The 26,402-nt window shown below is 35.9% G+C and carries 20 protein-coding genes, 1 tRNA gene and 5 rRNA genes; 21 read left to right on the top strand and 5 right to left on the bottom strand.

What is annotated here, in order from left to right:
• Positions 1-619: 619 nt before the first annotated feature.
• The 7 genes from BS101_RS21590 to BS101_RS21560 all read left to right on the top strand — a co-directional run bounded on the left by BS101_RS21590 (position 620) and on the right by BS101_RS21560 (position 7,430).
• Positions 620-3,516: ribosomal RNA gene (locus BS101_RS21590) — 23S ribosomal RNA — on the top strand.
• A 57-nt stretch (positions 3,517-3,573) separates the two neighbouring features.
• Positions 3,574-3,690: ribosomal RNA gene (gene rrf, locus BS101_RS21585) — 5S ribosomal RNA — on the top strand.
• Between the two features lie 7 nt (positions 3,691-3,697).
• Positions 3,698-3,773, top strand: a tRNA-Lys gene (locus BS101_RS21580).
• Between the two features lie 191 nt (positions 3,774-3,964).
• Entirely contained in the window at positions 3,965-4,996 is a 1,032-nt protein-coding gene (locus BS101_RS21575) for a M20/M25/M40 family metallo-hydrolase (protein ID WP_073540919.1), read from the top strand.
• Positions 4,987-6,006, top strand: coding sequence for a M42 family metallopeptidase (locus BS101_RS21570; protein ID WP_073540917.1), 1,020 nt, complete (start codon positions 4,987-4,989; stop codon positions 6,004-6,006). Before BS101_RS21575 ends, BS101_RS21570 begins: the two co-directional genes overlap by 10 nt.
• Before the next feature lie 22 nt (positions 6,007-6,028).
• A complete protein-coding gene (locus BS101_RS21565; protein ID WP_073540915.1) occupies positions 6,029-6,982 on the top strand; it encodes a hydrolase in 954 nt (317 codons plus the stop codon).
• 10 nt (positions 6,983-6,992) lie between these two features.
• Positions 6,993-7,430 carry a VanZ family protein gene (locus tag BS101_RS21560; RefSeq protein ID WP_073540913.1) on the top strand — a complete coding sequence of 146 codons (438 nt, stop codon included), beginning with the start codon at positions 6,993-6,995 and terminating at the stop codon, positions 7,428-7,430.
• Here BS101_RS21560 and BS101_RS21555 read toward each other — a convergent pair.
• Positions 7,427-8,023, bottom strand: a complete 597-nt coding sequence (locus tag BS101_RS21555) for a uracil-DNA glycosylase (protein ID WP_073540911.1) — start codon at positions 8,021-8,023, stop codon at positions 7,427-7,429. The genes BS101_RS21560 and BS101_RS21555 overlap by 4 nt on opposite strands.
• Before the next feature lie 157 nt (positions 8,024-8,180).
• On the opposite strand from BS101_RS21555, the gene BS101_RS21550 reads away from it, so the two are divergent.
• The 4 genes from BS101_RS21550 (at position 8,181) to rrf (BS101_RS21535) (ending at position 15,296) form a co-directional block, all read left to right on the top strand.
• Positions 8,181-9,329 (top strand): pyridoxal-phosphate-dependent aminotransferase family protein, encoded by a 1,149-nt coding sequence (locus tag BS101_RS21550; protein ID WP_073540909.1) that lies wholly within the window; start codon positions 8,181-8,183, stop codon positions 9,327-9,329.
• Positions 9,330-10,138: 809 nt separating this feature from the next.
• Positions 10,139-11,651, top strand: a 16S ribosomal RNA gene (locus BS101_RS21545).
• Between the two features lie 574 nt (positions 11,652-12,225).
• A 23S ribosomal RNA gene (locus BS101_RS21540) occupies positions 12,226-15,122 on the top strand.
• A 57-nt stretch (positions 15,123-15,179) separates the two neighbouring features.
• A 5S ribosomal RNA gene (gene rrf, locus BS101_RS21535) occupies positions 15,180-15,296 on the top strand.
• The 16S, 23S and 5S rRNA genes sit together here, the layout of an rRNA operon.
• Positions 15,297-15,366: 70 nt before the next feature.
• On the opposite strand, the gene BS101_RS21530 is transcribed toward rrf (BS101_RS21535), so the two are convergent.
• The 4 genes from BS101_RS21530 to BS101_RS21515 all read right to left on the bottom strand — a co-directional run bounded on the left by BS101_RS21530 (position 15,367) and on the right by BS101_RS21515 (position 19,093).
• The gene (locus tag BS101_RS21530; RefSeq protein ID WP_073540907.1) at positions 15,367-16,092 is read right to left on the bottom strand and encodes an NAD-dependent protein deacylase; all 726 of its coding nucleotides are present in this window, start codon (positions 16,090-16,092) and stop codon (positions 15,367-15,369) included.
• A gap of 220 nt (positions 16,093-16,312) precedes the next feature.
• Entirely contained in the window at positions 16,313-17,056 is a 744-nt protein-coding gene (locus BS101_RS21525; RefSeq protein WP_073540905.1) for a peptidylprolyl isomerase, read from the bottom strand.
• Positions 17,057-17,218: 162 nt separating this feature from the next.
• Positions 17,219-18,133: a S66 peptidase family protein gene (locus BS101_RS21520; protein ID WP_073540904.1), complete on the bottom strand. Its 915-nt coding sequence runs from the start codon at positions 18,131-18,133 to the stop codon at positions 17,219-17,221.
• Between the two features lie 18 nt (positions 18,134-18,151).
• Positions 18,152-19,093 (bottom strand): magnesium transporter CorA family protein, encoded by a 942-nt coding sequence (locus BS101_RS21515; RefSeq protein WP_073540902.1) that lies wholly within the window; start codon positions 19,091-19,093, stop codon positions 18,152-18,154.
• 312 nt (positions 19,094-19,405) lie between these two features.
• Between BS101_RS21515 and BS101_RS21510 the strand changes: the two genes are divergently transcribed.
• The 10 genes from BS101_RS21510 (at position 19,406) to BS101_RS21465 (ending at position 26,365) form a co-directional block, all read left to right on the top strand.
• Complete coding sequence (locus BS101_RS21510) at positions 19,406-19,618, top strand: sigma factor G inhibitor Gin (protein ID WP_073540900.1); 213 nt, start codon at positions 19,406-19,408, stop codon at positions 19,616-19,618.
• Positions 19,597-21,036: an aminotransferase class I/II-fold pyridoxal phosphate-dependent enzyme gene (locus tag BS101_RS21505; protein ID WP_073540887.1), complete on the top strand. Its 1,440-nt coding sequence runs from the start codon at positions 19,597-19,599 to the stop codon at positions 21,034-21,036. The genes BS101_RS21510 and BS101_RS21505 overlap by 22 nt, the downstream gene beginning before the upstream one ends.
• 19 nt (positions 21,037-21,055) lie before the next feature.
• Entirely contained in the window at positions 21,056-21,742 is a 687-nt protein-coding gene (locus BS101_RS21500; protein WP_073540885.1) for a dTMP kinase, read from the top strand.
• 125 nt (positions 21,743-21,867) lie between these two features.
• Positions 21,868-22,197: a cyclic-di-AMP receptor gene (locus BS101_RS21495; protein WP_073540883.1), complete on the top strand. Its 330-nt coding sequence runs from the start codon at positions 21,868-21,870 to the stop codon at positions 22,195-22,197.
• 15 nt (positions 22,198-22,212) lie between these two features.
• Complete coding sequence (locus tag BS101_RS21490; protein WP_073540881.1) at positions 22,213-23,157, top strand: DNA polymerase III subunit delta'; 945 nt, start codon at positions 22,213-22,215, stop codon at positions 23,155-23,157.
• A gap of 7 nt (positions 23,158-23,164) precedes the next feature.
• Complete coding sequence (locus BS101_RS21485; RefSeq protein WP_073540879.1) at positions 23,165-24,073, top strand: PSP1 domain-containing protein; 909 nt, start codon at positions 23,165-23,167, stop codon at positions 24,071-24,073.
• Between the two features lie 11 nt (positions 24,074-24,084).
• The gene (locus tag BS101_RS21480; RefSeq protein WP_073540877.1) at positions 24,085-24,288 is read left to right on the top strand and encodes a heavy-metal-associated domain-containing protein; all 204 of its coding nucleotides are present in this window, start codon (positions 24,085-24,087) and stop codon (positions 24,286-24,288) included.
• A gap of 89 nt (positions 24,289-24,377) precedes the next feature.
• Positions 24,378-24,551, top strand: a complete 174-nt coding sequence (locus tag BS101_RS21475; RefSeq protein ID WP_012621042.1) for a DUF362 domain-containing protein — start codon at positions 24,378-24,380, stop codon at positions 24,549-24,551.
• Positions 24,552-24,809: 258 nt separating this feature from the next.
• Positions 24,810-25,604, top strand: coding sequence for a flagellar motor protein (locus BS101_RS21470; RefSeq protein WP_073540875.1), 795 nt, complete (start codon positions 24,810-24,812; stop codon positions 25,602-25,604).
• On the top strand, positions 25,601-26,365 hold the full coding sequence (locus BS101_RS21465; protein ID WP_073540873.1) for an OmpA/MotB family protein: 765 nt from the start codon (positions 25,601-25,603) through the stop codon (positions 26,363-26,365). Before BS101_RS21470 ends, BS101_RS21465 begins: the two co-directional genes overlap by 4 nt.
• Positions 26,366-26,402: the final 37 nt, after the last annotated feature.

Raw genomic sequence — 26,402 nt, 5'->3', positions numbered from 1 at the left:
AGATTTACCGAGTTTATACTTAAAATGTGAGTATAGACCAGAAATTGATAATAACGAACAAGTCAAGGAAAAGCTTGAGTGAGGAGCAGAGTTTACTTGTGTAAATGAGCACCGCAGGGAAAGTTTTGACGATGGATTGTGAAGTTATTAGCAACTTCCTGCTTATTCTGTTTAATTTTGAGGGATCATAGTCAGTTGACAATAAAGAATTGACAATTGACAGTTAGATTCCCATTCCAATTGTACGGTGTAAACAGTAATAGTAAATTGTGCACTGTGAATTGAAAGAATTTTGTCCTTTGAAAATTGCACAGTAAATAAAAGAAGTAAAGCTAAGGTTAGAAATAACCTTTGTAGTAGTAAGTATAATTAAAGTTATACTTATAGATAGGTTATAACAAACAGTTATAATAAATAACTAAGGATAAAAATTGATAATAACGAGTACAGCAAGGAAAAGGTCGAAGGAGGAGTAGAATTTACTTATGTAAATGAGCACCACAGTGAGGCATTTGACGCAGTTGTACGAAGTTAATAGCAATTTTTTAATGAAACTCACTCAGCTGAGGCTGAGGAGTGCAATTTAGTAACCAAATCGAAGATTTGGACTAAATTATCAGGTCAAGCTACAAAGGGCGCATGGAGGATGCCTTGGCACCAGGAGCCGAAGAAGGACGTGATAAGCTGCGAAAAGCTCTGGGTAGGCGCAAATAGCCAGAGAACCAGAGATGTCCGAATGGGGAAACCCACCTATAAAACAATAGGTACTGCATGCTGAATATATAGGCATGGAGGGGAAAACCCGGGGAACTGAAACATCTAAGTACCCGGAGGAAGAGAAAGAAAAATCGATTTTCTAAGTAGCGGCGAGCGAAAGGGAAAGAGCCCAAACCGGAAACTTGTTTCCGGGGTAGAGGTCAGGTAATAAAAAATGTGGAAGCTTAATTGAATTCAACTGGAAAGTTGGGCCGCAGAAGGTAAAAGCCCTGTAAGTGAAAAGCAGAAACAAAAAAACCTGTACCGGAGTACCACGAGACACGAGAAACCTTGTGGGAAGCAGGGAGGACCACCTCCCAAGGCTAAATACTACCTGGTGACCGATAGAGGAGGAGTACCGTGAGGGAAAGGTGAAAAGAACCCCGGGAGGGGAGTGAAATAGAACCTGAAACCGTGTGTCCACAAACAGTCGAAGTACGTTAAAGTACGACGGCGTGCTTTTTGTAGAACGAGCCAGCGAGTTACGGTATGCAGCAAGGTTAAGTACTTAAGGTACGGAGCCGAAGGGAAACCGAGTCTGAAAAGGGCGGGGAGTTGTATGCCGTAGACCCGAAACCGGGTGACCTATCCATGGCCAGGTTGAAGCGGAAGTAAAATTTCGTGGAGGACCGAACCACGTTGGTGTTGAAAAACCATGGGATGAGCTGTGGATAGCGGAGAAATTCCAATCGAACTCGGAGATAGCTGGTTCTCCTCGAAATAGCTTTAGGGCTAGCGTCGGGAGTGAGTAATGGAGGTAGAGCACTGACTGGGGTAGGGGCTGACAACAGTTACCGAACCTTATCAAACTCCGAATGCCATATACTTGAATCCCGGCAGTCAGACTGCGAATGATAAGATCCGTAGTCAAAAGGGAAAAAGCCCAGATCAACAGCTAAGGTCCCGAAGTGTAAGTTAAGTGGAAAAGGATGTGTGATTTCGAAGACAACTAGGATGTTGGCTTAGAAGCAGCCATACATTTAAAGAGTGCGTAATAGCTCACTAGTCAAGAGGTCATGCGCCGAAGATGTCCGGGGCTAAAACTTACCACCGAAGCTATGGGCCTGAAAGGGCGGTAGAGGAGCATGCTGCACAGGCAGAAGCCATACCGGAAGGAATGGTGGACAGTGCAGGAGAGAGAATGCTGGCATAAGTAGCGAGAAATAAGTGAGAATCTTATTGGTCGAAAACCTAAGGTTTCCTGGGGAAGGTTCGTCCGCCCAGGGTAAGTCGGGACCTAAGCCGAGGCCGAAAGGCGTAGGCGATGGACAACCGGTTGAGATTCCGGTACCACATTTTTGCGAAAAAGAACAGAAGGGATGACGCAGAAGGATAGGATGTGCACACGAATGGATGTGTGTCCAAGGAGTGAGGGAGGACATAAAGGAAAAACCGTATGTCCGATAATCCTGGGCTTTGAAGGGGAGTCCGCAAGGACGAGTATCTGATTTCACACTGCCAAGAAAAGTCTCTATGGAGCAGGAGTGTGCCCGTACCGCAAACCGACACAGGTAGGTGAGGAGAGAATCCTAAGACCATCGGAAGAATTGTTGTTAAGGAACTCGGCAAATTGACTCCGTAACTTAGGGAAAAGGAGTGCCTCGAAAGAGGCCGCAGAGAAAAGGCCCAAGCAACTGTTTATCAAAAACACAGGTCTCTGCTAAAGCGAAAGCTGAAGTATAGGGGCTGACGCCTGCCCGGTGCTGGAAGGTTAAGGGGACTGCTTAGCGTAAGCGAAGGCAAGAACTTAAGCCCCAGTAAACGGCGGCCGTAACTATAACGGTCCTAAGGTAGCGAAATTCCTTGTCGGGTAAGTTCCGACCCGCACGAATGGCGTAATGATTTGGGCACTGTCTCAACAACAAATCCGGCGAAATTGAAGTGCAAGTGAAGATGCTTGCTACCCGCGATTGGACGGAAAGACCCCGTAGAGCTTTACTGCAGTTTATCACTGAATTTTGGTATTGCCTGTACAGGATAGGTGGGAGGCAGAGAAGGAAGTGCGCCAGCATTTCTGGAGTCAACGTTGGGATACCACCCTGGCAGTACTGGAATTCTAACCGGAGTGCATGAAACTGGACACGGGACAATGATAGGCGGGCAGTTTGACTGGGGCGGTCGCCTCCAAAAGAGTAACGGAGGCGTACAAAGGTTCCCTCAGAAGGGTTGGAAATTCTTCGGAGAGTGCAAAGGCAAAAGGGAGCTTGACTGCGACACACACAGGTGGAGCAGGGACGAAAGTCGGGCTTAGTGATCCGGTGGTACCTCGTGGGAGGGCCATCGCTCAACGGATAAAAGCTACCTCGGGGATAACAGGCTGATCTCCCCCAAGAGTTCACATCGACGGGGAGGTTTGGCACCTCGATGTCGGCTCGTCGCATCCTGGGGCTGGAGTAGGTCCCAAGGGTTGGGCTGTTCGCCCATTAAAGCGGCACGCGAGCTGGGTTCAGAACGTCGTGAGACAGTTCGGTCCCTATCCGTCGCGGGCGTAGGAAATTTGAGGGGAGCTGTCCCTAGTACGAGAGGACCGGGATGGACTGACCGCTGGTGAACCAGTTGTTCCGCCAGGAGCACAGCTGGGTAGCTAAGTCGGGAAGGGATAAACGCTGAAAGCATCTAAGTGTGAAGCCCACCCCAAGACAAGATTTCCCATGGCGAAAGCCAGTAAGACCCCTCCGAGAAGAGGAGGAGATAGGTCAGGGGTGTAAGCATGGCAACATGTTAAGCTGACTGATACTAATAGGTCGAGGGCTTGACCAAATAATATTTACTGTGCAATTTTCAGGGGATAAAGTCTTCTGAACAAGAGAATACAAATCTGGTGGCAATAACGTGGAGGCAACACCCCTTACCATTTCGAACAGGAAGGTTAAGTTCCACAGTGCCCATGGTACTGCAGGGGAGGCCCTGTGGGAGAGCAGGTCGCTGCCGGATATGTTTTGGTTCACTAGCTCAGTTGGTAGAGCACATGACTTTTAATCATGTTGTCCGGGGTTCGATTCCCCGGTGAGCCACCAATAAGGAAGCATATTAATAATATGCTTCCTTATTATTTTTACAAAAAATCATATATTTAATTAGATTCACAATAAATTATTATATTCCGATAATTGAAAAATTTTCATTATAATTATGTTATAATTAAAGTGATCCATAACGATTAGCTGAAGTACAATTACATTACTAATATATTTGATTGGAGGCAAATATGAAAGATTTAGACTTTTTTAGAATAATATGTGAAGCCCATGCACCAAGTGGAAGGGAAGATTGGTTGTATTCTATTATAAAGGACAATTTTAATGAATTTGGAAACACAACTATAACTAAATTAAATAACATGTATATACACAAGAAAGGTATAACTTCTAATAAATTAATGATAATGTCCCATGTGGATGAAGTTTTTTTAATGGTAAAAGAAATTTCAGAAGATGGATTTATAAAATTTGAAGGCTTTGGAATAGATGCTAAAAGTCTTGTGTCTCAGGAAGTCATCATTCATGGAAAAGAAAATATATCTGGAATTGTAGCATTAAAATATAATTATGATGATAAAGAGAAAAGTAAAGTTTCTATGAAAAATTTATATATAGAAACTGGATTTAATAAAGAGAAGTTAAACGGTATAGTTAAATTAGGGGATTATATCACATTAGATAGAAAGATGATATATCTTTTGAATAATAATGTAAGCTGTAAATCTATAGATAATAGAGCCAGTATTTTTGCTATGTACGTTTGTGCAGAAGAACTTAAAAATGTAAATTCTGATTTGGATATATATTTCGTGTGCTCATGCCAGGAAGAAGTGGGTCATAGAGGAGCAAAAATGGTAAGTTATGATATTAGGCCTGATATAGGTATAGCACTTGATGTAACCTTTGATGGTGGAATATTAGGAGATAATAATAGAGAAAATAAGCTGGGCAAAGGACCAGTTATATGCATAGGACCTAATATACATGCTAAAATCAGAAATAGATTAATAGAAACAGCAGATAAGTATAATATCCCTTATCAGGTTGAAGTAGAACCAGGAAATACAGGAACGGATGCTTGGGATATTCAAACTTCCGTGGGAGGAATAGCTACAATTCTTATATCTATTCCTATAAAGTATATGCATACATCAGTGGAAGTAGTTAACATCGAAGATATAAGAAATACAGGAAGACTGTTAGCAAGATTTATTCAGGATTTAAAAGAGAGTGAATTGGAGGGATTATTTTGTTTTTAGAAAAACTCTGTAATTCTATAGGGCCTTCGGGATATGAGGAACACATTAGGAATGTAATAAGAGATGAATTAAGTACTTTTACTGATAATATACTTATAGATAGAATGGGAAATATTATAGTTCATAAGGATAGACAAAATGATTCTTTACCTAAAATAATGGTGATTTCTCACGTAGATGAATTAGGTCTCATAATAACAGCCTATAATAAAGATGGAACATTAAAATTTTCCACATTGGGGGATATAGATAAAAATTCACTTCCTGCTAAGGCTGTTTTAATTGGAGATAAAAAAATACCAGGGGTTATTGGAATGAAGCCAATACATATTCAGAGCAAGAAAGAAAAAGATGAAAATATATCCTACGAAAATATGTGTATAGATATAGGCGCTTCTTCTGAAGAGGAATGTAGGAGGATTATATCATTAGGAGATTTTGTAGTATTTAATAATGAATTTTCTCATTTTGGAGATAACCTTTTAAAAGGGAAAGCTTTAGATAATAGAGTAGGATGTTCTATACTTATGGAGTTATTGAAAGAAGATTTAAATTGCAACTTATATGGTGTATTTAATGTTCAGGGAAATATAGACCAAAGAGGAATTCATGCAGCTGCTTACAATATTAATCCAGATATGGTCATAATTTTAGACACCATAAATAGTATAGATTATATGGAAATTCCCAGTTATTTCAGGACAAGTAAATTAAGAGAAGGTCCTGTTATACCTTTTAAAGGTGGACAGTGTATATTCGATAGAGGCATTGTAGAATCTATCCGGAATAAGGCAGATGACATAGGAATACCATATCAAAAAATTGGAGATACTCACGGAGAAGGAGAACTTAAAGCAGCGTATCTTACTGTTAATAATTGCAAAACTGCATCGATATTATTGCCATGCAGATACATGAATTTTAATATTTCTATATGCAGCTTAGCTGATTATGATAATACTTTAATTTTATTAAAAAGCTATTTAGAGGACTATAGTATAAATATTTAGAATGGTATAAGGGGTGAAAATTATGGATAAGCTTTTGTTAAAATTAATTAATTCTTTTGGGATTAGTGGAAAAGAAGATGAAATTAGACAAGTGATAAAAGAGAGTTTAAAGGAATCTGATCATGATATACATGAAGATAATATAGGTAATATATTAGTGAAAGTGGGAACTGGTAAAAATAAAGTTATGATATGTTCCAATATGGATTCAGTGGGATTTATAGTTAATGATATAGAAGAAGATGGAATGATAAAAGTAAATAGTATAGGAGAGTTTAATACTCAGGATATATCACATAGCTTTATAAGATTTCATAATGGTACACTGGGTAAAGTGTGTACATCTTCAAAAGGTGTTTTTGTGGATATAGGCACAAGTAACAGGGAAGATACATTAAAAAAGATAAAAGAAGGAGACATGGCATCACTTGTGGGACCTTATTTAAAAGTGGGAAATAATAATATAATAAGTCCTCTACTTCATAATAAGGTAGGATGTTATATACTTTTGAAGCTTTTAGAAAGTATTGAAATAAATGATATCGAATTTAACTTTGTATTTGCTTCTCAAGGAGAAATTGGAGGAATAGGTGCAAGAATAGCTGCAAATACTATAAATCCTGACTATTGTATAATAGTAGGCGTTGAAAACACAAAAAATAAAGAGGAAACAAAAATAGATATAGGTGATGGTCCCGTATTAAAGATTATGGATAGTTCTTTGATAATGCATAAAGATATAAAAGATATATTAGAAAATGCTGCTGAAAGAGCGGATGTAAAATTTCAATACAGTATAAGCACAAGTAAATCCCAAGGAGGACTTGTACATAAAGAGCGGATAGGCATAAGAACTGGCGAGATTGCAGTACCATGTAGATATAAATATTCTACTTCAGAGATGATATCTATTTATGATATAGAAAATACTATAAAGGTATTAAATGAATTAGAAAATTTTAAGGAGCTAATATAAGAAAAGTTATATGAAGAAAATTAAATGGATTTTAGTTATACTATGGATGGTAGTAATATTTATTTTTTCGAATGAAACATCTACCATGTCAAATGAAAAAAGTAGATTTTTTATATATCTAATTCAAACTTTAGGTTTGGACTTAAATGCTTTCTTTGGAAATTTATCTAATTTTATGGTTAGAAAGGCCTCCCATTTTCTTGAGTATTTTATACTAGCTATACTATTGTTTAATATTATAAAAGGTAAGTTTGAAATAAAAAAAGTATTTATAATTTCCATTGTTATAGTAGTTCTATATGCATGTACGGATGAAATTCATCAAATATTTATACCTGGAAGAACAGCCAGAATAAAAGATATATTTATAGACATAATAGGAGGTAGTATGGGACTATTAGTAGGTTATTTTATTCATAAAAAAATTTTTTGTGAAAAGGAGAACTAAAGGGTATTTAGAGCTCCTTTTAATTTTTCCCAGTCCTCCTCATATATAGATTGAAAATTTTTATTTCTATTGTAAGTCAAAGCAGAAGGATGGTACATAGGAAATACGGGTTTCTTTAGATTCTCATTAAAATAGATAGTACCATGACATTTTCCTATGGAGTCAAATTCAGTAAAACTTTTTAAAGGTATATTCCCTAATGTAATAATTATTTTAGGATTTACAAGATTAATTTCTTCATTTAATATTTCTTTGAATAATTTAATTTCTGATATTTTAGGAGTTCTGTTGCTTATAGTTTCTTTACCATCTTTTGATATTTTAATCTTAATTGGTCTAAAAAAACAAGTATTTGTGATTCTTACTTCTTCTCTTCTTAACCCTATAGAAGTTAAATAATTCTCAAAAGTTTTTCCTGCCATACCAACAAAAGGTTTTCCTTGTATTATTTCTGTTTTTCCTGGAGCTTCTCCAATAAATAGTATAGGACAAGGAATAGGTCCACTGCCAGAAATGTATCCTTCTGTAGGTGTATCCTTATAACTCTCACATATCTCTCTAATTTTTTCTCTAATTTTTTCTTCAGCTTTCATAAAAGAATTCCTTTCTTCAATAATTAAATAATCTTTTTTATATTTTAACATAAGTGTCAAATATATAATTGACTTTTAATAAATTGTATCCATACATTTCATTAAAAAAAACAATAGTATTATAATACTACTAAAATTATTTAAAGAGGTGATTTTCTTGAACATTCCATATGTACTGACTCCAGGGCCTACAGAAATTAGAGAAAATGTTAGGCTTGCAATGAGTATGAGGACTACTAATCCAGATCTGGATGTAAAATTTTATGATTTTTATAGAGATGCCTGTAAAGAAATAGGCCGATTATTAAAAACTAAAAATCAGACTATAATATTAGGTGGAGAGGGCATGTTAGGATTAGAAGCAGCCTGTGCTTCTCTTACAGAAGAAGGAGATAGGGTTCTTGTGATTGATAATGGCATATTTGGAGAAGGATTTGCTGATTTAGTAAAATTATATGGTGGGAAGGTGGAATTTTTTAAAGGAAATAGGAGGAGAGAAATAGATGTAATAGAATTGGCAAAATTTTTAGATAAAGATAGTAATTTCAAATATGCAACTATTGTACATTGTGATACTCCTTCAGGAGTATTGAATGATGTGTCAAAAATATGTCCTTTGCTTAAAAAAAGAGGTATATTGACTTTAGTAGATAGTGTTTCTGCAATGGGAGGAGAAAAATTAGAAGTTGATAATTGGGATATAGATATAGTTATAGGTGGTTCGCAAAAATGTATTTCAGCTCCTCCGGGGCTTACTCTGATTAGTATGGGTGAAGAAGCCTTGTTAGCTATGAAAAGTAGAAAAGAGCCCATAAGGTCTTTTTATTGTAATTTACTAATTTGGGAAAAATACTATGAAAATAAATGGTTTCCATATACCCCTCCAATAAGTAATATAATTGGACTTAAAGTAGCTTTAGATAATATTCTAGAAGATAAAAATATTTTGGAAAGACATAGAATAATTGCTGAAAGTTTAAGAAAGACTATTATAGAAGCAGGCCTTAATCTATATGTGGAAAAAGGTTATTCTAATACAGTTACCGTTATTGAGGTTCCAAAAGGTATAGAAGAAAAGCAGCTCAGAGAATTCATGTTAATTAATTTTAATATTATGATAGCAGGTTCTTTTGGATATTTGAAAAATAAGGTTATAAGAATAGGTCATATGGGAGAAAATGCCAAAAAAGACTTAATAAGTTATAGTCTTTATGCTCTTCAGGAAGCTTTAAAGCATATGGGATTTCAATGTAAATGTGATATGCCTCAATTTTTTCTAAGACAGTTCGGAGCAAGTTATTTTTAGGCTTAGGTGGAGCTTGCTATAGGGTAATGCTTATTTCCCACTTTGAAGAAAGTTGGAGTACCAGTAATGGTAGTTTCAGGATAAAGTTTTAAAATATAGTGGACTTCAGATAAATAAACATAACCTAGCGTATCAATATAAGTATATTATAGAAAATAAGAATTATATGGTGTATATAAAAGTTATTTTTATATAATGGATATATCTCACAGAGACATTAAAATAAATTATGATAGAATATCACATGTTGCTGCGAAATATAGAATAGTAATTTTAGCAGCATGTGTACCTTCAAAATTTTAATCTTTGAAATGCTAAAAAAAGTGTTGACAAAGGGAAAATGAGATGATATACTATAAAAGCTGTCTGGGAAAACAGGCGGCAGTAAAGGTTAGATATGATCCTTGAAAATTAAACAGAATGAAGAAGATAGGTAAACTTATTTATTAAGAATAAACCAGCAATTCTTTTGAGCTGCGAGAGCAGTAGAGAGAGTAATTTCGTAATAAAGTATGTTTATCCGGTACTTTACTGGAAGAGATATACTAAAATTGCTAGTAGCAAGTACAGCGAGGAAAAGGCTGAATGAGGAGCGGAACTTACTTATGTAATTGAGCACCGGAATGAGGCATATGAGGTCGCTGGGCGAAGCTAATAGTGATTTTCAAAAAATTAATAATAACGAATAGTTCAAGGAAAGACTTGAGTGAGGAACAGAGTTTACTTTGGGTAAATGAGTACCGCAGCGAAAGGCTTGACGCAGAAATATGAAGTTAGTATTAATTTTTTAACAGAGTCAATGAAACTTTTAAATTAAGAGTTTGATCCTGGCTCAGGACGAACGCTGGCGGCGTGCCTAACACATGCAAGTCGAGCGAAGAAGTCCCTTCGGGGATGGATTAGCGGCGGACGGGTGAGTAACACGTGGGTAACCTGGCTCAAAGAGGGGGATAGCCTCCCGAAAGGGAGATTAATACCGCATAAAAGGTAAATATCGCATGGTAAATACCTTAAAGGAGAAATCCGCTTTGAGATGGGCCCGCGTCGCATTAGCTAGTTGGAGGGATAAAAGCCCCCCAAGGCGACGATGCGTAGCCGACCTGAGAGGGTGAACGGCCACATTGGAACTGAGATACGGTCCAGACTCCTACGGGAGGCAGCAGTGGGGAATATTGCACAATGGGGGAAACCCTGATGCAGCAACGCCGCGTGAGTGAAGAAGGTTTTCGGATCGTAAAGCTCTGTCATCCGGGACGATAATGACGGTACCGGAAGAGGAAGCCACGGCTAACTACGTGCCAGCAGCCGCGGTAATACGTAGGTGGCGAGCGTTGTCCGGAATTACTGGGCGTAAAGGGTGTGCAGGCGGATATTTAAGTGAGATGTGAAAGACCCGGGCTTAACCCGGGCAGTGCATTTCAAACTGGATATCTAGAGTGCAGGAGAGGAGAACGGAATTCCTAGTGTAGCGGTGAAATGCGTAGAGATTAGGAAGAACACCAGTGGCGAAGGCGGTTCTCTGGACTGTAACTGACGCTGAGGCACGAAAGCGTGGGTAGCAAACAGGATTAGATACCCTGGTAGTCCACGCCGTAAACGATGAGTACTAGGTGTAGGGGGTATCGACCCCCCCTGTGCCGCAGTAAACACAATAAGTACTCCGCCTGGGAAGTACGATCGCAAGATTAAAACTCAAAGGAATTGACGGGGACCCGCACAAGCAGCGGAGCATGTGGTTTAATTCGAAGCAACGCGAAGAACCTTACCTGGACTTGACATCCCCTGAATAACTCGTAATGGAGGAAGCCCTTCGGGGCAGGGAGACAGGTGGTGCATGGTTGTCGTCAGCTCGTGTCGTGAGATGTTAGGTTAAGTCCTGCAACGAGCGCAACCCCTGTCGTTAGTTGCCATCACGTAAAGGTGGGCACCCTAACGAGACTGCCGCGGTTAACGTGGAGGAAGGTGGGGATGACGTCAAATCATCATGCCCCTTATGTCCAGGGCAACACACGTGCTACAATGGGCAGAACAGAGAGAAGCAATACCGCGAGGAGGAGCAAATCTCAAAAACTGCCCCCAGTTCGGATTGCAGGCTGAAACCCGCCTGCATGAAGTTGGAGTTGCTAGTAATCGCGAATCAGCATGTCGCGGTGAATACGTTCCCGGGTCTTGTACACACCGCCCGTCACACCATGAGAGCTGGCAACACCCGAAGTCCGTAGTCTAACCAAAAGGAGGACGCGGCCGAAGGTGGGGTTAGTGATTGGGGTGAAGTCGTAACAAGGTAGCCGTAGGAGAACCTGCGGCTGGATCACCTCCTTTCTAAGGAGTCGAAAGGCTGGAAAATAACCTGCCTTAAAAGCTGGAATTTGAGATAAATAAGTTACCCTTTATTCTGTTTAATTTTGAGGGATCATAGTCAGTTGGCAATGAAAGTTGACAACTAAAAGCTAGATTCCGCTTTCATTTTAGGGTGTAAGTTTTAGATAAGCACTGTAGGTTGAAAGAAATTGTCCTTTGAAAATTGCACAGTAAATAAAAGAAGTAAAGCTAAGGTTAGAAATAACCTTTGTAGTATTAAGTATAATTAAAGTTATGCTTATAGATAGGTTATAACAAACAGTTATAATAAATAACTAAGGATAAAAATTGATAATAACGAGTACAGCAAGGAAAAGGCCGAAGGAGGAGCAGAATTTACTTATGTAAATGAGCACCACAGTGAGGCATTTGACGCAGTTGTACGAAGTTAGTAGCAATTTTTAAAAGAAAATTAGTGATAACGAGCAGAGCGAGGAAAGACTTGAGTGAGGAGCAGAGTTTACTTGTGTAAATGAGCACCGCAGGGAAAGGCTTGACGAAGCTGTGCGAAGTTAGCAGTAATTTTCGGTAACAAGGTCAAGCTACAAAGGGCGCATGGAGGATGCCTTGGCACCAGGAGCCGAAGAAGGACGTGATAAGCTGCGAAAAGCTCTGGGTAGGCGCAAATAGCCAGAGAACCAGAGATGTCCGAATGGGGAAACCCACCTATAAAACAATAGGTACTGCATGCTGAATATATAGGCATGGAGGGGAAAACCCGGGGAACTGAAACATCTAAGTACCCGGAGGAAGAGAAAGAAAAATCGATTTTCTAAGTAGCGGCGAGCGAAAGGGAAAGAGCCCAAACCGGAAACTTGTTTCCGGGGTAGAGGTCAGGTAATAAAAAATGTGGAAGCTTAATTGAATTCAACTGGAAAGTTGGGCCGCAGAAGGTAAAAGCCCTGTAAGTGAAAAGCAGAAACAAAAAAACCTGTACCGGAGTACCACGAGACACGAGAAACCTTGTGGGAAGCAGGGAGGACCACCTCCCAAGGCTAAATACTACCTGGTGACCGATAGAGGAGGAGTACCGTGAGGGAAAGGTGAAAAGAACCCCGGGAGGGGAGTGAAATAGAACCTGAAACCGTGTGTCCACAAACAGTCGAAGTACGTTAAAGTACGACGGCGTGCTTTTTGTAGAACGAGCCAGCGAGTTACGGTATGCAGCAAGGTTAAGTACTTAAGGTACGGAGCCGAAGGGAAACCGAGTCTGAAAAGGGCGGGGAGTTGTATGCCGTAGACCCGAAACCGGGTGACCTATCCATGGCCAGGTTGAAGCGGAAGTAAAATTTCGTGGAGGACCGAACCACGTTGGTGTTGAAAAACCATGGGATGAGCTGTGGATAGCGGAGAAATTCCAATCGAACTCGGAGATAGCTGGTTCTCCTCGAAATAGCTTTAGGGCTAGCGTCGGGAGTGAGTAATGGAGGTAGAGCACTGACTGGGGTAGGGGCTGACAACAGTTACCGAACCTTATCAAACTCCGAATGCCATATACTTGAATCCCGGCAGTCAGACTGCGAATGATAAGATCCGTAGTCAAAAGGGAAAAAGCCCAGATCAACAGCTAAGGTCCCGAAGTGTAAGTTAAGTGGAAAAGGATGTGTGATTTCGAAGACAACTAGGATGTTGGCTTAGAAGCAGCCATACATTTAAAGAGTGCGTAATAGCTCACTAGTCAAGAGGTCATGCGCCGAAGATGTCCGGGGCTAAAACTTACCACCGAAGCTATGGGCCTGAAAGGGCGGTAGAGGAGCATGCTGCACAGGCAGAAGCCATACCGGAAGGAATGGTGGACAGTGCAGGAGAGAGAATGCTGGCATAAGTAGCGAGAAATAAGTGAGAATCTTATTGGTCGAAAACCTAAGGTTTCCTGGGGAAGGTTCGTCCGCCCAGGGTAAGTCGGGACCTAAGCCGAGGCCGAAAGGCGTAGGCGATGGACAACCGGTTGAGATTCCGGTACCACATTTTTGCGAAAAAGAACAGAAGGGATGACGCAGAAGGATAGGATGTGCACACGAATGGATGTGTGTCCAAGGAGTGAGGGAGGACATAAAGGAAAAACCGTATGTCCGATAATCCTGGGCTTTGAAGGGGAGTCCGCAAGGACGAGTATCTGATTTCACACTGCCAAGAAAAGTCTCTATGGAGCAGGAGTGTGCCCGTACCGCAAACCGACACAGGTAGGTGAGGAGAGAATCCTAAGACCATCGGAAGAATTGTTGTTAAGGAACTCGGCAAATTGACTCCGTAACTTAGGGAAAAGGAGTGCCTCGAAAGAGGCCGCAGAGAAAAGGCCCAAGCAACTGTTTATCAAAAACACAGGTCTCTGCTAAAGCGAAAGCTGAAGTATAGGGGCTGACGCCTGCCCGGTGCTGGAAGGTTAAGGGGACTGCTTAGCGTAAGCGAAGGCAAGAACTTAAGCCCCAGTAAACGGCGGCCGTAACTATAACGGTCCTAAGGTAGCGAAATTCCTTGTCGGGTAAGTTCCGACCCGCACGAATGGCGTAATGATTTGGGCACTGTCTCAACAACAAATCCGGCGAAATTGAAGTGCAAGTGAAGATGCTTGCTACCCGCGATTGGACGGAAAGACCCCGTAGAGCTTTACTGCAGTTTATCACTGAATTTTGGTATTGCCTGTACAGGATAGGTGGGAGGCAGAGAAGGAAGTGCGCCAGCATTTCTGGAGTCAACGTTGGGATACCACCCTGGCAGTACTGGAATTCTAACCGGAGTGCATGAAACTGGACACGGGACAATGATAGGCGGGCAGTTTGACTGGGGCGGTCGCCTCCAAAAGAGTAACGGAGGCGTACAAAGGTTCCCTCAGAAGGGTTGGAAATTCTTCGGAGAGTGCAAAGGCAAAAGGGAGCTTGACTGCGACACACACAGGTGGAGCAGGGACGAAAGTCGGGCTTAGTGATCCGGTGGTACCTCGTGGGAGGGCCATCGCTCAACGGATAAAAGCTACCTCGGGGATAACAGGCTGATCTCCCCCAAGAGTTCACATCGACGGGGAGGTTTGGCACCTCGATGTCGGCTCGTCGCATCCTGGGGCTGGAGTAGGTCCCAAGGGTTGGGCTGTTCGCCCATTAAAGCGGCACGCGAGCTGGGTTCAGAACGTCGTGAGACAGTTCGGTCCCTATCCGTCGCGGGCGTAGGAAATTTGAGGGGAGCTGTCCCTAGTACGAGAGGACCGGGATGGACTGACCGCTGGTGAACCAGTTGTTCCGCCAGGAGCACAGCTGGGTAGCTAAGTCGGGAAGGGATAAACGCTGAAAGCATCTAAGTGTGAAGCCCACCCCAAGACAAGATTTCCCATGGCGAAAGCCAGTAAGACCCCTCCGAGAAGAGGAGGAGATAGGTCAGGGGTGTAAGCATGGCAACATGTTAAGCTGACTGATACTAATAGGTCGAGGGCTTGACCAAATAATATTTACTGTGCAATTTTCAGGGGATAAAGTCTTCTGAACAAGAGAATACAAATCTGGTGGCAATAACGTGGAGGCAACACCCCTTACCATTTCGAACAGGAAGGTTAAGTTCCACAGTGCCCATGGTACTGCAGGGGAGGCCCTGTGGGAGAGCAGGTCGCTGCCGGATATGTTTTAAATAGAATGTCTTATTGACATTCTATTTTTATCACTGAAACAAGCATTTTAAAAAGTATACTTTAAAGTATACTTTTTAAAACTTTTCCTATGCTGTCATGTATAACTATATTAGCTTTATTATCATAAGGAGTAGTAGATTTATTTATAAGAACTAAATTACTGCCATTAAAATAATCAACCAGTCCTGCTGCAGGATATACTACTAGAGATGTACCTCCTACAATTAAAATATCTGCTTTACGTATATACTCCACAGAGTTATTTAATACATCCATATCCAAGCTCTCTTCATATAAAACTACATCTGGTTTAACTAATCCATTACACTTATCACATTTCGGAATAAGATTAGTACTTTTTATTACATAATCTAAATCAAAGAATTTATTACATCTAGTACAGTAGTTTCTGTGAATTGAACCGTGTAATTCTAACACATTATGTGATCCTGCCATTTGATGAAGTCCATCGATATTTTGGGTTATTATGGCCTTTAGCTTTCCCATTTTTTCTAATTCTGCTAAAGCATAATGCGTATCATTGGGTTTTGCATCTTTATATATCATTTTTTTTCTGTAGAAGTCAAAGAAGTCTTCAGTATGAGACATGAAAAATGTATGACTTAGCATTATTTCGGGAGGATATGAAAAATTATTTTTAGTCTTATATATACCTGCTTCAGATCTAAAATCAGGTATATTTGATTCAGTAGAAACTCCAGCACCTCCTAAAAATACAATATTTTCACTTGAGTCTACAACTGATTTTAACTTTTCGTAACTCATAAAATCACCCCTAATTTATATTAAATATTATTTTATCCAAACGCTATAATTAGCCGATATCCCCAACTTATTCAAAGTGGATAAGAACTGCTAGGCACTTGGATAAGTTCTTTTCCTAAAGAATATGTATTCTAAGTACTAAAGACACTAAGAATACTGTTAATAAGGTTCAGATGAAGATAAGCATTTATTTATAGCAAGCTCCACCTGAACCTCTGAATCACTTGATTTGAATTGGGTATTTATCTTTTAAGTTATTAATGCATTTTGAATATTCAAGAGTTCTTTTTTCTTGTAATAGCCCATTTTTTATAGCATTTTTTACTTCGTCGAAACCTTTTATAGAATCTTTTTCTTTTTTCTCTACTTTTATAAGGTGATATCCGAATTGAGTTTTTACAGGTTTGCTTAATGTATCTATTTCCAATTGGAAAGCTGCTGTTTCAAATTCAGGTACCATCTGTCCCCTAGTAAAGTTACCTAAGTTACCACCTTGGGCTTTAGATGGACATGAGGAGTATTTTTTTGCTGCATCCTCAAAAGACAGACCTTTTTCTATCTCATTGGATATTTGAGCAGCCTTTTCAAAAGAATCCACTAATATATGTCTTGCAGTGACATTTTCAGGTTTTTTATACATAGATTTGTTATTGGTATAATAATCTTCTACCTCTTTATCAGTAACTTTAATATTTTCCATAACTTTAGATATTGTCTCTTGAATTAATAATTCCTTTTTAGTCATTTCTAACTTAATTAAATAATCTTTATCTTTTTCTAATTCAATTTCCTTACCATAATTATAAAAAAGTTCAAAAGATATAATTTCATCTAATAACTGTTTTTTACCTTCATCTGTATTAAAATATTGCTGCCTTTCTGCAGGAAATCTCTTTATTATATTTTGGAAATCATTTTCGGTTATTTCCACATTATTAACAATTGCCAATACATTATTTTGCATACATTTTCTCCTTAAATATAATTTATAACTCATAATTAATTATTACATACTTTGCATAGTTTTTCTATACAAAATAAAAGGTAGTAAAATATTCAATTACTTAAGATTTAGATGGAAGAAAGCATTTATTATGTCAGACCTTACTTAAGTCTAAAAATTACTTTATCTTACCACGGGTTCCGATAAATGTATTTTGCCATTTTTCAAATCTATTTCTACTTCTGCACCAATTGGGATAGTTATTTTAGGATATGAATGGCCAGATTGAAAATTAGTTAAAGTTGGTTTTCTAAGACTCAATATTCTATCTTCAAATATTTCAGATAAAGTTAAGCTCTCTTTATACTTAGAAAATTCACAGTCTTTAAATTGACCTATAATGAAACCTCTACATTGTTGAAGAATTCCACTTAGAGACAAATGTGTAAGCATTCTATCAATCTTATAAGGTTCTTCTTCTACCTCTTCTATAAATAGTATTTTGTCTTTGGTATTTATGGCATAAGGTGTGCCAAGTGTACTGCATATTAAAGACAGATTACCTCCTACAAGCTCTCCTTTAACATATTCACCATTAAAATAATCTGTAGGTATATTATCAGTATTTTCTATAGTAAAAGGATTATATCCAAACATCAGTGTATCTAAAAAGCTTTTTAATGTAGAGGAATCAAATTGAGAATTGCACATAGGAGAGTGAAAGGTAATTAAATTACATCTTTGATATATGTTATTCAGTAAAGTAGTTATATCACTGAATCCAGCAAATATTTTTGGATTTTTTTCTATAATATCAAAGTCTATAAGAGGAAGAAGTCTCATAGCACCATATCCACCTCTTATACACAGTATTATATCTACTTTTTTGTCTAAGAACATATCCATAAGATCTTGTACTCTATCTTTGTCCTTGCCGGCTAGATAGCCCCATCTATCGTAAATATGTTTTCCACTTTTAACGTTAAACCCCAAGTTTTCTAAAAACTTAATGCTTTCTTCTATTTTTTTGGGCTCCTCACTGCTTGAAGGAGATACGATTCCTATAGTATCTCCTTTTTTTAGCTTTTTCCCTAACAAAACTATCACCTTCCAAAATTAAAATAAATCCTTTTTCTTCAGAAATATTATGGATATAACACAAATTAAAGCTGTAACTCCATATATGATCCAAAAAGCATTTGTATGTTTTCCAAAAGGTATGCCGGATACATTCATACCAAAAGAACCAAATATTATATTTGGTATAGACATAACTATGGTTACAGATGCTAAAAGTTTCATAACTATATTCAAATTATTAGATACAACTGAAGCAAATGCATCCATAGTTCCCGCTAGAATATTGCTATAAATATTGGTCATTTCTATAGCCTGTTTATTTTCGATAATAACATCTTCTAAGATATCCTGATCTTCAGGATATTTTTGTAAAAGTTCTAATTTTAACATTTTTTCTAGGGTTATTTCATTTGCCTTTAAAGATGTAGAAAAATAAACTAGGGATTTTTCTAAAGATAAAAGTTGAATAAATTCTTTGTTTTTCATAGATTTATGAAGTCTCTGTTCAATCATCACACTTTTTTTATCTATTTGTCTTAAATAAAGTAGATAATAACTTGCTATCCTATAGAGTATTTGTAATATGAATCTAGAGCGTTTAAAGGTATAAAATGATTTCACTTTACCAGCTATAAAATCTGTAAGAATTTTACTGTTTTTTAAACAAACAGTTATTAAAATAAATTCAGTATGAATTATTGCCAGAGGGTAGGAGTCATAAGTTAAAGAATTGACCTCCATTTCAGTAAAAGGAATATCAACTATTACAAGTAAATTATTATCTTCTGTATCTATACGGGATGTTTCTTCTTCATCAAGGGCAGCTCTCAAAAAATCTAGTGAAACACCAGTTTTTTTTGATATTAAAAGTAAATCTTCATCAGAAGGTGCTATAATATTAATCCAACAGCCATGTTCTATAGTGTCTAAAGATTGCAACTTGTTTGATGTATCTATAGTTTTATAAATTGATATCATATAATGTCCTCCTAAGTAAATATGGTATAATTATTATCTTTAGCTAAGTGATTGTTGATGGCTATTTACATTATAGCTTATGAAGTATACTTTTGAATATGATATTATTAATATCTACATAATAATACTATATTAAAATTTAAATTTATTTATGTGGACAAAATAAATTTAAGGATAAATTGAATATTATATAATATTAGGATAAAAAAATAAAATAAAATTCAATTGAATATTATATACATTAAAAGGCGAGAATCTAAATGATAAAATTAATTTATTAATTCATAATTAGGACTTGCTAGGAGGATGTGAATGAAAAAAAAGTATTGTATAATATGCGGAAAGCCTTTGAGTAATGGTATAATAATATATGGTAGAGGAATATGTATAAGTTGTGAAAAAAGATTATTAAAGTTAGAAAATAATGTAGATTTTTATGAGTATTATAAACAGAGAATAAAAAAAACTATAGTACGTTTTATTATAAAAGGAGAGATAATCCATTGTCAGAATTACCGCTTTTAGAAGGAGTTTTAAAATACATCGAAGAAAATAATATATCATTTTGTATGCCTGGACATAAAAATGGCAGGGGATTTTTTAATACTTCAATAGGAAGGAAGTTTATAGATAATATTTTAAAGTTTGATATTACAGAAGTAGATGGAGTAGACAATCTTCATAATCCCAAAAGTATAATATTAGATGCCAGCGAGCGTCTTAGAGATTTTTATGGAAGTAAAAAATCTTATTTTCTGGTTAATGGCAGCACCTCAGGAAACATGATAATGCTATTTAGCAGTTTTAATGAGGGAGATAAAGTTTTGGTAGAAAGAAACTGTCATAGCTCTGTATTTAATGGGATAATTATGAGAAAGTTAAATCCCGTATATTTAAAAAATATTATAAGTACAAGATTAAATGCTCCTGTTTGTATAAATTTGGAGCATTTTTTAAAAACCTTAGATGAAAATAAAGATGCAAAAGGAATAATTATTACATATCCTAATTATTATGGCATATGCAGTAATTTAGAATTTATAATAGAAAAAGCTAGAGAATATAATATGAAAATTTTAGTTGACTGTGCTCATGGCGCTCATTTTGGGGTTCATAAAAGTTTACCTAAGAGTGCAGTTAAGATGGGAGCTGATATGGTAGTTACAAGTGTACATAAGACACTGCCAAGTTTCACTCAAACTGCTTATTTACATATTAATAATAAAGAGGATTTAGATAAAGTTGATTTTTATTCTAAAATATTTTTAAGTACAAGTCCCTCTTATATAGCACTTTGTTCTATGGATTATGCCAGATTTTATCTTGAAAAATATGGGCATGAAGATTATGAAAAACTTATTGAAATAAGCCAATATTATAGGGATAAAATAAATCTTATAAAAGGATTCAATGTAATTGGAAAAAAGGATATATTAGTATATGATGAAAATTTACCGTCAAATGTGTGGAATATGGATTCCACCAGATATACTATAAATTTGGGAAAAGGCTATAGTGCAAATTTATTATTGGACTATTTAAGAAAATCAAAAATTCAAGCTGAAATGAGTGATAATTTTAATGTAATATTAATTTTTTCTCCTTTTAATAAAGAAGAAGAATTTGAAAAATTGTATAGAGCATTAAAAAATTGTAATTTAGAAAAATTTACATATAAAAGAATAGATATGATGGAGTATGAAGTGCCCAAAATGGATGTATTGCCTTATGAAGTTATAAATTCAGAAATGGAGATAATAAATGTAGAAAGTTCATTGGGAAGAACATCAGCAGTTAATGTAACACCCTATCCTCCAGGAGTACCTTTATTGTTGATGGGGGAGATAATAGATAGAAATATTTTAAAAATTATAAAATACTATGTAAAATCTGGAGTGGCTATAGTAGGCATAAAAGATAATAAGATTTCAGTTGTAAAATAAATTAATGGGGGAAGTTTAAATGGAATCATTAAAAGGGAAACTTATAGTTATAGAAGGATGTGATGGCAGTGGTAAAGCTACACAGACCAGAAAGCTTTATAATAGACTTTTAGGTGAAAAATACAGTGTAAAAAAAGTAGAATATCCCAATTATAATAGTGAATCATCCGCCTTGGTAAAAATGTACTTAAATGGAGACTTTGGAGAAAATCCTGAAGATGTAAGTGCCTATGTTGCATCTACTTTTTATGGTGTAGATAGATTTGCTTCTTATAAAACACAGTGGAAAAAGTTCTATGAAGGTGGAGGCATAGTTCTATCAGATAGATATACTACATCCAACATGGTACATCAGGCTTCCAAAATTGATAATATAGAAGAAAAGGATAAGTTTTTAAAATGGCTGTGGGATTTTGAATTCAATATATTTAAGCTGCCAGTACCTGACTGTGTGATATTTTTAGATATGCCCCCTGAGTATAGTAAAAATCTCATGATTGAGAGGAATAACAAATTTACAGGTAATGCTAAGAAAGATATACATGAGAGTAATTATGAATATTTAATTAATTCATATAATAATGCGGTATATGTGGCAGATAAATATGGTTGGAGTAAAATTTCTTGTATAGAAAATAATAGAATAAACACAGTAAATGAAATTCATGAGAATATATATAGTTTAGTAAAAAACATAATAATATAATAACCCGTATTAAATAGTCTAATATAAGATTATATAATTAAAATAAGTACTTATGCTATAATTATTATAAGTTAATTTTAAAAATTCAGATGATTTTCACATAAAACCAGAAGGAGGGATGCCTTGTGAAATTAATCATAGCTATTGTTCAGGATGATGATTCAGGAGATTTATTAAAAGTTTTAACGGAGCATGAATTTAAAGTAACTAAACTTGCCACCACAGGAGGGTTTTTAAAAGCAGGTAATACAACTTTAATGATAGGGGTAGAAGAAGATGGCGTAGATAAAGTGGTAGCCTATATTGAACAGGTATGTAAAACTAGAAAACAAGTTATAACTGCTCCTTCTTCGGTTGCAAGTGCTACAGGGATATATATGCCTTATTCCATGGAAATAGAAGTTGGAGGAGCAAATATATTTGTAGTAGATGTGGATAAGTTTATTAAAATCTAGGAGGTAAATTTAAGGGTGAGTTTTTATAGGATAATAGGTCATGACATGATAAAATCTCAGATAGAAAATTCTATAAAACTGAATAGACTTTCTCATGCTAGTATTTTTGTAGGAGAAGATGGACTTGGAAAGAGTTTGTTTGCTGAAGAATTGGCCATAAAAATACTAGGTAAAAATGAAATTAAACAATATGTAGATATAATAGAACTTAAGTTATTTAAAAATAAAAAATCTATTGGTATAGAAGAAATAAAATATATAATAGAGGAGATTAATAAAAAACCATATGAAGGTGACAAAAAAGTAATAATACTATATAATTCTGATAAAATTACGGAAACTGCTCAGAATGCATTATTGAAAACTATAGAAGAACCACCAAAAGGAAGTTTCATTATACTATTGTGTGAAAAACTGGATGGAATTTTAGACACAGTAAAATCCAGATGTCAGATATATAAACTTAATAGGCTAAATTCAAAAGATATGAAAAAATTTTTGAATAATAAATTCCCTGGATTATATGAACAAGAATTAAATTCTATTATGGCTTTTAGTGATGGTATACCTGGAAGAGCAGAAAAATTTATTTCAAGTTCAGTTTTAAAAGAAATAAGGAATATAACTATAAAAATATTTAAGAAATTATATGATGAAGATATAAACATTACTTTAGAATTTCCTAATTGCTTATTTAAAGAAAAAGATAATTGGGAAGAGATACTTACCTGTATGTTGTCTTATATACGTGATGTTCTCATATATAAGGAAACGGGTAATAGTGATTTAATTATAAATAGGGATAAGTTTCAAGAGCTAAAAGATATAGGAGAAATGTTTTCATTTAATAAGTTAAATGCTATTATTGATATTATAGGAAGTATTAGAGAAAAGTTAGATAAAAATGTAAATTCAACCTTGGTTTTTGATTCTATGCTGATGAAAATGCAGGAGGTATAAATAAAACATGGTAACAGTTGTAGGAGTGCGATTTAAAAAGGCTGGAAAAATATATTATTTTTCACCGGATAATTTAGATATAAAAAAATATGACAACATAATAGTGGAAACGGCTAGAGGGGTAGAATTTGGCAAATGTGTTATAGCTCCTAAGGCTATAAATGAAAGTAATATAGTTTCACCACTTAAAAATGTATTGAGAGTGGCTACAGAAGAAGATATAAAAAAACATAATGAAAATAAGGAAAAAGAAAGTGAAGCATTTAAAGTATGTATTGAAAAAATACAACAGCATGATCTGAAAATGAAACTTATAGATGTAGAATATACTTTCGATAATAATAAAGTTATATTTTATTTTACTGCAGATGGAAGAGTAGATTTTAGAGAATTGGTAAAAGATCTTGCTTCAATATTCAGAACCCGAATAGAACTTAGACAAATAGGAGTAAGAGATGAGGCTAAAATGGTGGGAGGTCTTGGACCTTGTGGCAGAACCATGTGCTGTTCTACTTTTTTAGGAGATTTTGTGCCAGTTTCTATAAAAATGGCTAAAGAACAAAATTTGTCCTTAAACCCCACAAAAATATCAGGTATGTGTGGAAGGCTTATGTGCTGTTTAAATTATGAACAGGATACTTACGAAAGGATAAGAAAGAAATTACCTAAGGTAGGTTCCATTGTGGATACATCATATGGACAGGGGGAAGTTACAAGTAATTCTGTGGTGAAAGAGATGATTAAAGTAAAAATAAGAGTTAAAGATGGAGAAGATGTGATAAAGGATATATCTATACATGATATTCACATGATATCTGGGGGATTTGAAGGAAATATAAATGAGGATGAAATAAAGATTGATATAGAAGAAGCTGAAGATGAGGATATAATTAAACACTTATTTAATGAGGACTAGGGGGTTAGTGTATGAAATCTGTATTTAAAATTCCTAATATACGTAATAATAGAGATGTAAATAATATAAGAAAAGCTATTTCTAATAATGAGGGAGTAATAGCATGTCAGATAAATACACAAAAATGTGAGGTAAGTATAGTATATGATGATTACTTCATAACAGAAGATAAAATAATACAATGTCTTGAAGATGTGGGTTATGCGGTGTTCTAAAATTATCTTTAAAAATTATAATAAATATGATAAAATGTTATAGGATATAAAAACATATTGATTCTTAAAATCTAAGGAGGTGTAGTATAATGGCATATAAAATTACAGATGCATGTATGAATTGTGGAGCATGTGCTTCAGAATGTCCAGTTGAATGCATAAGTCAAGGAGATACTCAATTTTTAATAGATGATGGTACATGTATAGATTGTGGAAGCTGTGCTAGTGTCTGTCCTGTAGGAGCACCAGTTCAAGCGGACTAGTGTAAATGATTAGAGTTACTTTTAAAAAGGCTGCCTAGGGTAGTCTTTTTAATTTTGGGACAAGTTTTTATATCAAGCATCAAGTAATTCTTAGGCTTAGGTAGAGTTTATATATTTGGATAAAGTTCTATATTCTTATATCTATAAATACATAAAACATTGTATAAAGAGTAGGTCATTTTAACCGATTAATAAAATATAGGTGAAAGGATTCAAATAAGAGTTTTAGTAGCAAAATGCATTAAATGGAGGTATAATATGGATATATCTGTTATTTTATTCTTAATTTTTGGACTATTAGCCCTAGGTGGGGGATTCATACTAGATGGAGGACATCTTTCAGCTCTTTTGGGGCCTACAGCAGCTATGATAGTATTTGGTGGAACAATTGGGGCTGTGGGGGTGTCTTTTCCTTTAGAGTTGCTAAAAAGAATTCCAAAAATGGTTAAAGTTATGATAAGTCCTCCAAAAACGGAGTTGCCTTCTTTAATATCCTATTTTAAAGATGTATCTTATAGAACCAGGAAAAATGGGCTTTTAAGTTTAGAAGGAGAAATATCTAGTGATCCTAATCTAGATCCTTTCATAAAAAAAGGATTACAACTTGTGGTAGATGGAGTAGATCCTCAAGCAGTTAGGAGCATATTGGAGTTAGAATTAGAATCTACCTCAGAAAGACATAGACAGGGAGCAGCCGTATTTCAAAGTGCGGGTGGATATTCTCCTACTATGGGTATAGTAGGTACAGTTATGGGACTAGTTCATGTTTTGGGTAATTTAGAAGATCCATCTACATTAGGACCTAAGATAGCAGTAGCGTTTTTGGCAACATTATATGGTATTGGCGCTGCAAATATTATATGGCTTCCTATAGCTAATAGATTAAATGTGCTCGATGATAAAGAAGTAAAAGAAAAAACTTTGATAGTTGAAGGAATATTATACATACAAGAAGGAATAAATCCGAATACCATAGCAGAGAAATTGAAGAGCTTTCTAAATAAAGAAGAATTAGTTAGATTTGAAGAAATGGATGGTAAACAGCAATTATGAAAAAGAAAAAAAAGCATGCAGAAGAAAATTCAGAAAGATGGCTGCTTACTTATTCCGATTTAATAACTTTACTTATGATATTTTTTGTTGTAATGTATTCTATGAGCAATATAAGTGCATCTAAATATAAGCAGGTAGCAGAGTCTTTAAAGATGTCTATGGGTGGAGGAAAAAGTGTAATAGGAAGTGATGATACTTCAAGTATAAAAGAAACTGTAGATCCTGAAGAAACACAGCAAACTGATACAGATGATCAGGAAAAGAAATTATCTGAACTAAAATCAGAAGTGGATAAATATCTGAAAAATAGTGAAATGAGTGGAAGTGTATCTACCAGCATAAATGAAAGAGGACTTATTGTAAGTATGAACGATACTTTGCTATTTGATACGGGAAGAGCTGATATAAAACCGGAGTTTCAGCAAAAGCTTGTAGAAATAGGTAAAATTTTAAATCAACTTGGGAACTATATGAGGATAGAAGGACATACAGATAACATCCCTATTAGTAATAATCAATATTCTTCTAATTGGAAGTTATCCTGTGATAGGGCATCTAATGTCACTGAGTTTCTTATAAAAAATGCTGGAATTGAACCAGAAAAATTATCTGCAATTGGCTATGGGGAATATAGACCTGTGGGAGATAACTCCACAGATGAAGGCAAAGCTAAGAATAGAAGAGTTGATATAGTTATATTAAATAGCAAATTTAATGCAGTTGAGGAAAATGGTATTAATAGTAATTCCATTAATAAATAGAATAGTATAACACTCAAAAATTCCAGGAGTATATATC

The sequence above is a fragment of the Clostridium kluyveri genome (assembly GCF_001902295.1).
GTDB classification, from domain to species: domain Bacteria; phylum Bacillota; class Clostridia; order Clostridiales; family Clostridiaceae; genus Clostridium_B; species Clostridium_B kluyveri_B.
This window is presented reverse-complemented; position numbering and strand designations above follow the sequence as displayed.

What these genes read in the sequence shown, in the direction of transcription:
- BS101_RS21575 (WP_073540919.1), top strand. Translation starts at nt 3,965, where the DNA reads ATGAAAGATTTAGACTTTTTTAGAATAATATGTGAAGCCCATGCACCA.
- BS101_RS21565 (WP_073540915.1), top strand. Translation starts at nt 6,029, where the DNA reads ATGGATAAGCTTTTGTTAAAATTAATTAATTCTTTTGGGATTAGTGGA.
- BS101_RS21560 (WP_073540913.1), top strand. Translation starts at nt 6,993, where the DNA reads ATGAAGAAAATTAAATGGATTTTAGTTATACTATGGATGGTAGTAATA.
- BS101_RS21555 (WP_073540911.1), bottom strand. Translation starts at nt 8,023, where the DNA reads ATGAAAGCTGAAGAAAAAATTAGAGAAAAAATTAGAGAGATATGTGAG.
- BS101_RS21530 (WP_073540907.1), bottom strand. Translation starts at nt 16,092, where the DNA reads ATGAGTTACGAAAAGTTAAAATCAGTTGTAGACTCAAGTGAAAATATT.
- BS101_RS21525 (WP_073540905.1), bottom strand. Translation starts at nt 17,056, where the DNA reads ATGCAAAATAATGTATTGGCAATTGTTAATAATGTGGAAATAACCGAA.
- BS101_RS21515 (WP_073540902.1), bottom strand. Translation starts at nt 19,093, where the DNA reads ATGATATCAATTTATAAAACTATAGATACATCAAACAAGTTGCAATCT.
- BS101_RS21510 (WP_073540900.1), top strand. Translation starts at nt 19,406, where the DNA reads ATGAAAAAAAAGTATTGTATAATATGCGGAAAGCCTTTGAGTAATGGT.
- BS101_RS21500 (WP_073540885.1), top strand. Translation starts at nt 21,056, where the DNA reads ATGGAATCATTAAAAGGGAAACTTATAGTTATAGAAGGATGTGATGGC.
- BS101_RS21485 (WP_073540879.1), top strand. Translation starts at nt 23,165, where the DNA reads ATGGTAACAGTTGTAGGAGTGCGATTTAAAAAGGCTGGAAAAATATAT.
- BS101_RS21480 (WP_073540877.1), top strand. Translation starts at nt 24,085, where the DNA reads ATGAAATCTGTATTTAAAATTCCTAATATACGTAATAATAGAGATGTA.
- BS101_RS21475 (WP_012621042.1), top strand. Translation starts at nt 24,378, where the DNA reads ATGGCATATAAAATTACAGATGCATGTATGAATTGTGGAGCATGTGCT.
- BS101_RS21470 (WP_073540875.1), top strand. Translation starts at nt 24,810, where the DNA reads ATGGATATATCTGTTATTTTATTCTTAATTTTTGGACTATTAGCCCTA.
- BS101_RS21465 (WP_073540873.1), top strand. Translation starts at nt 25,601, where the DNA reads ATGAAAAAGAAAAAAAAGCATGCAGAAGAAAATTCAGAAAGATGGCTG.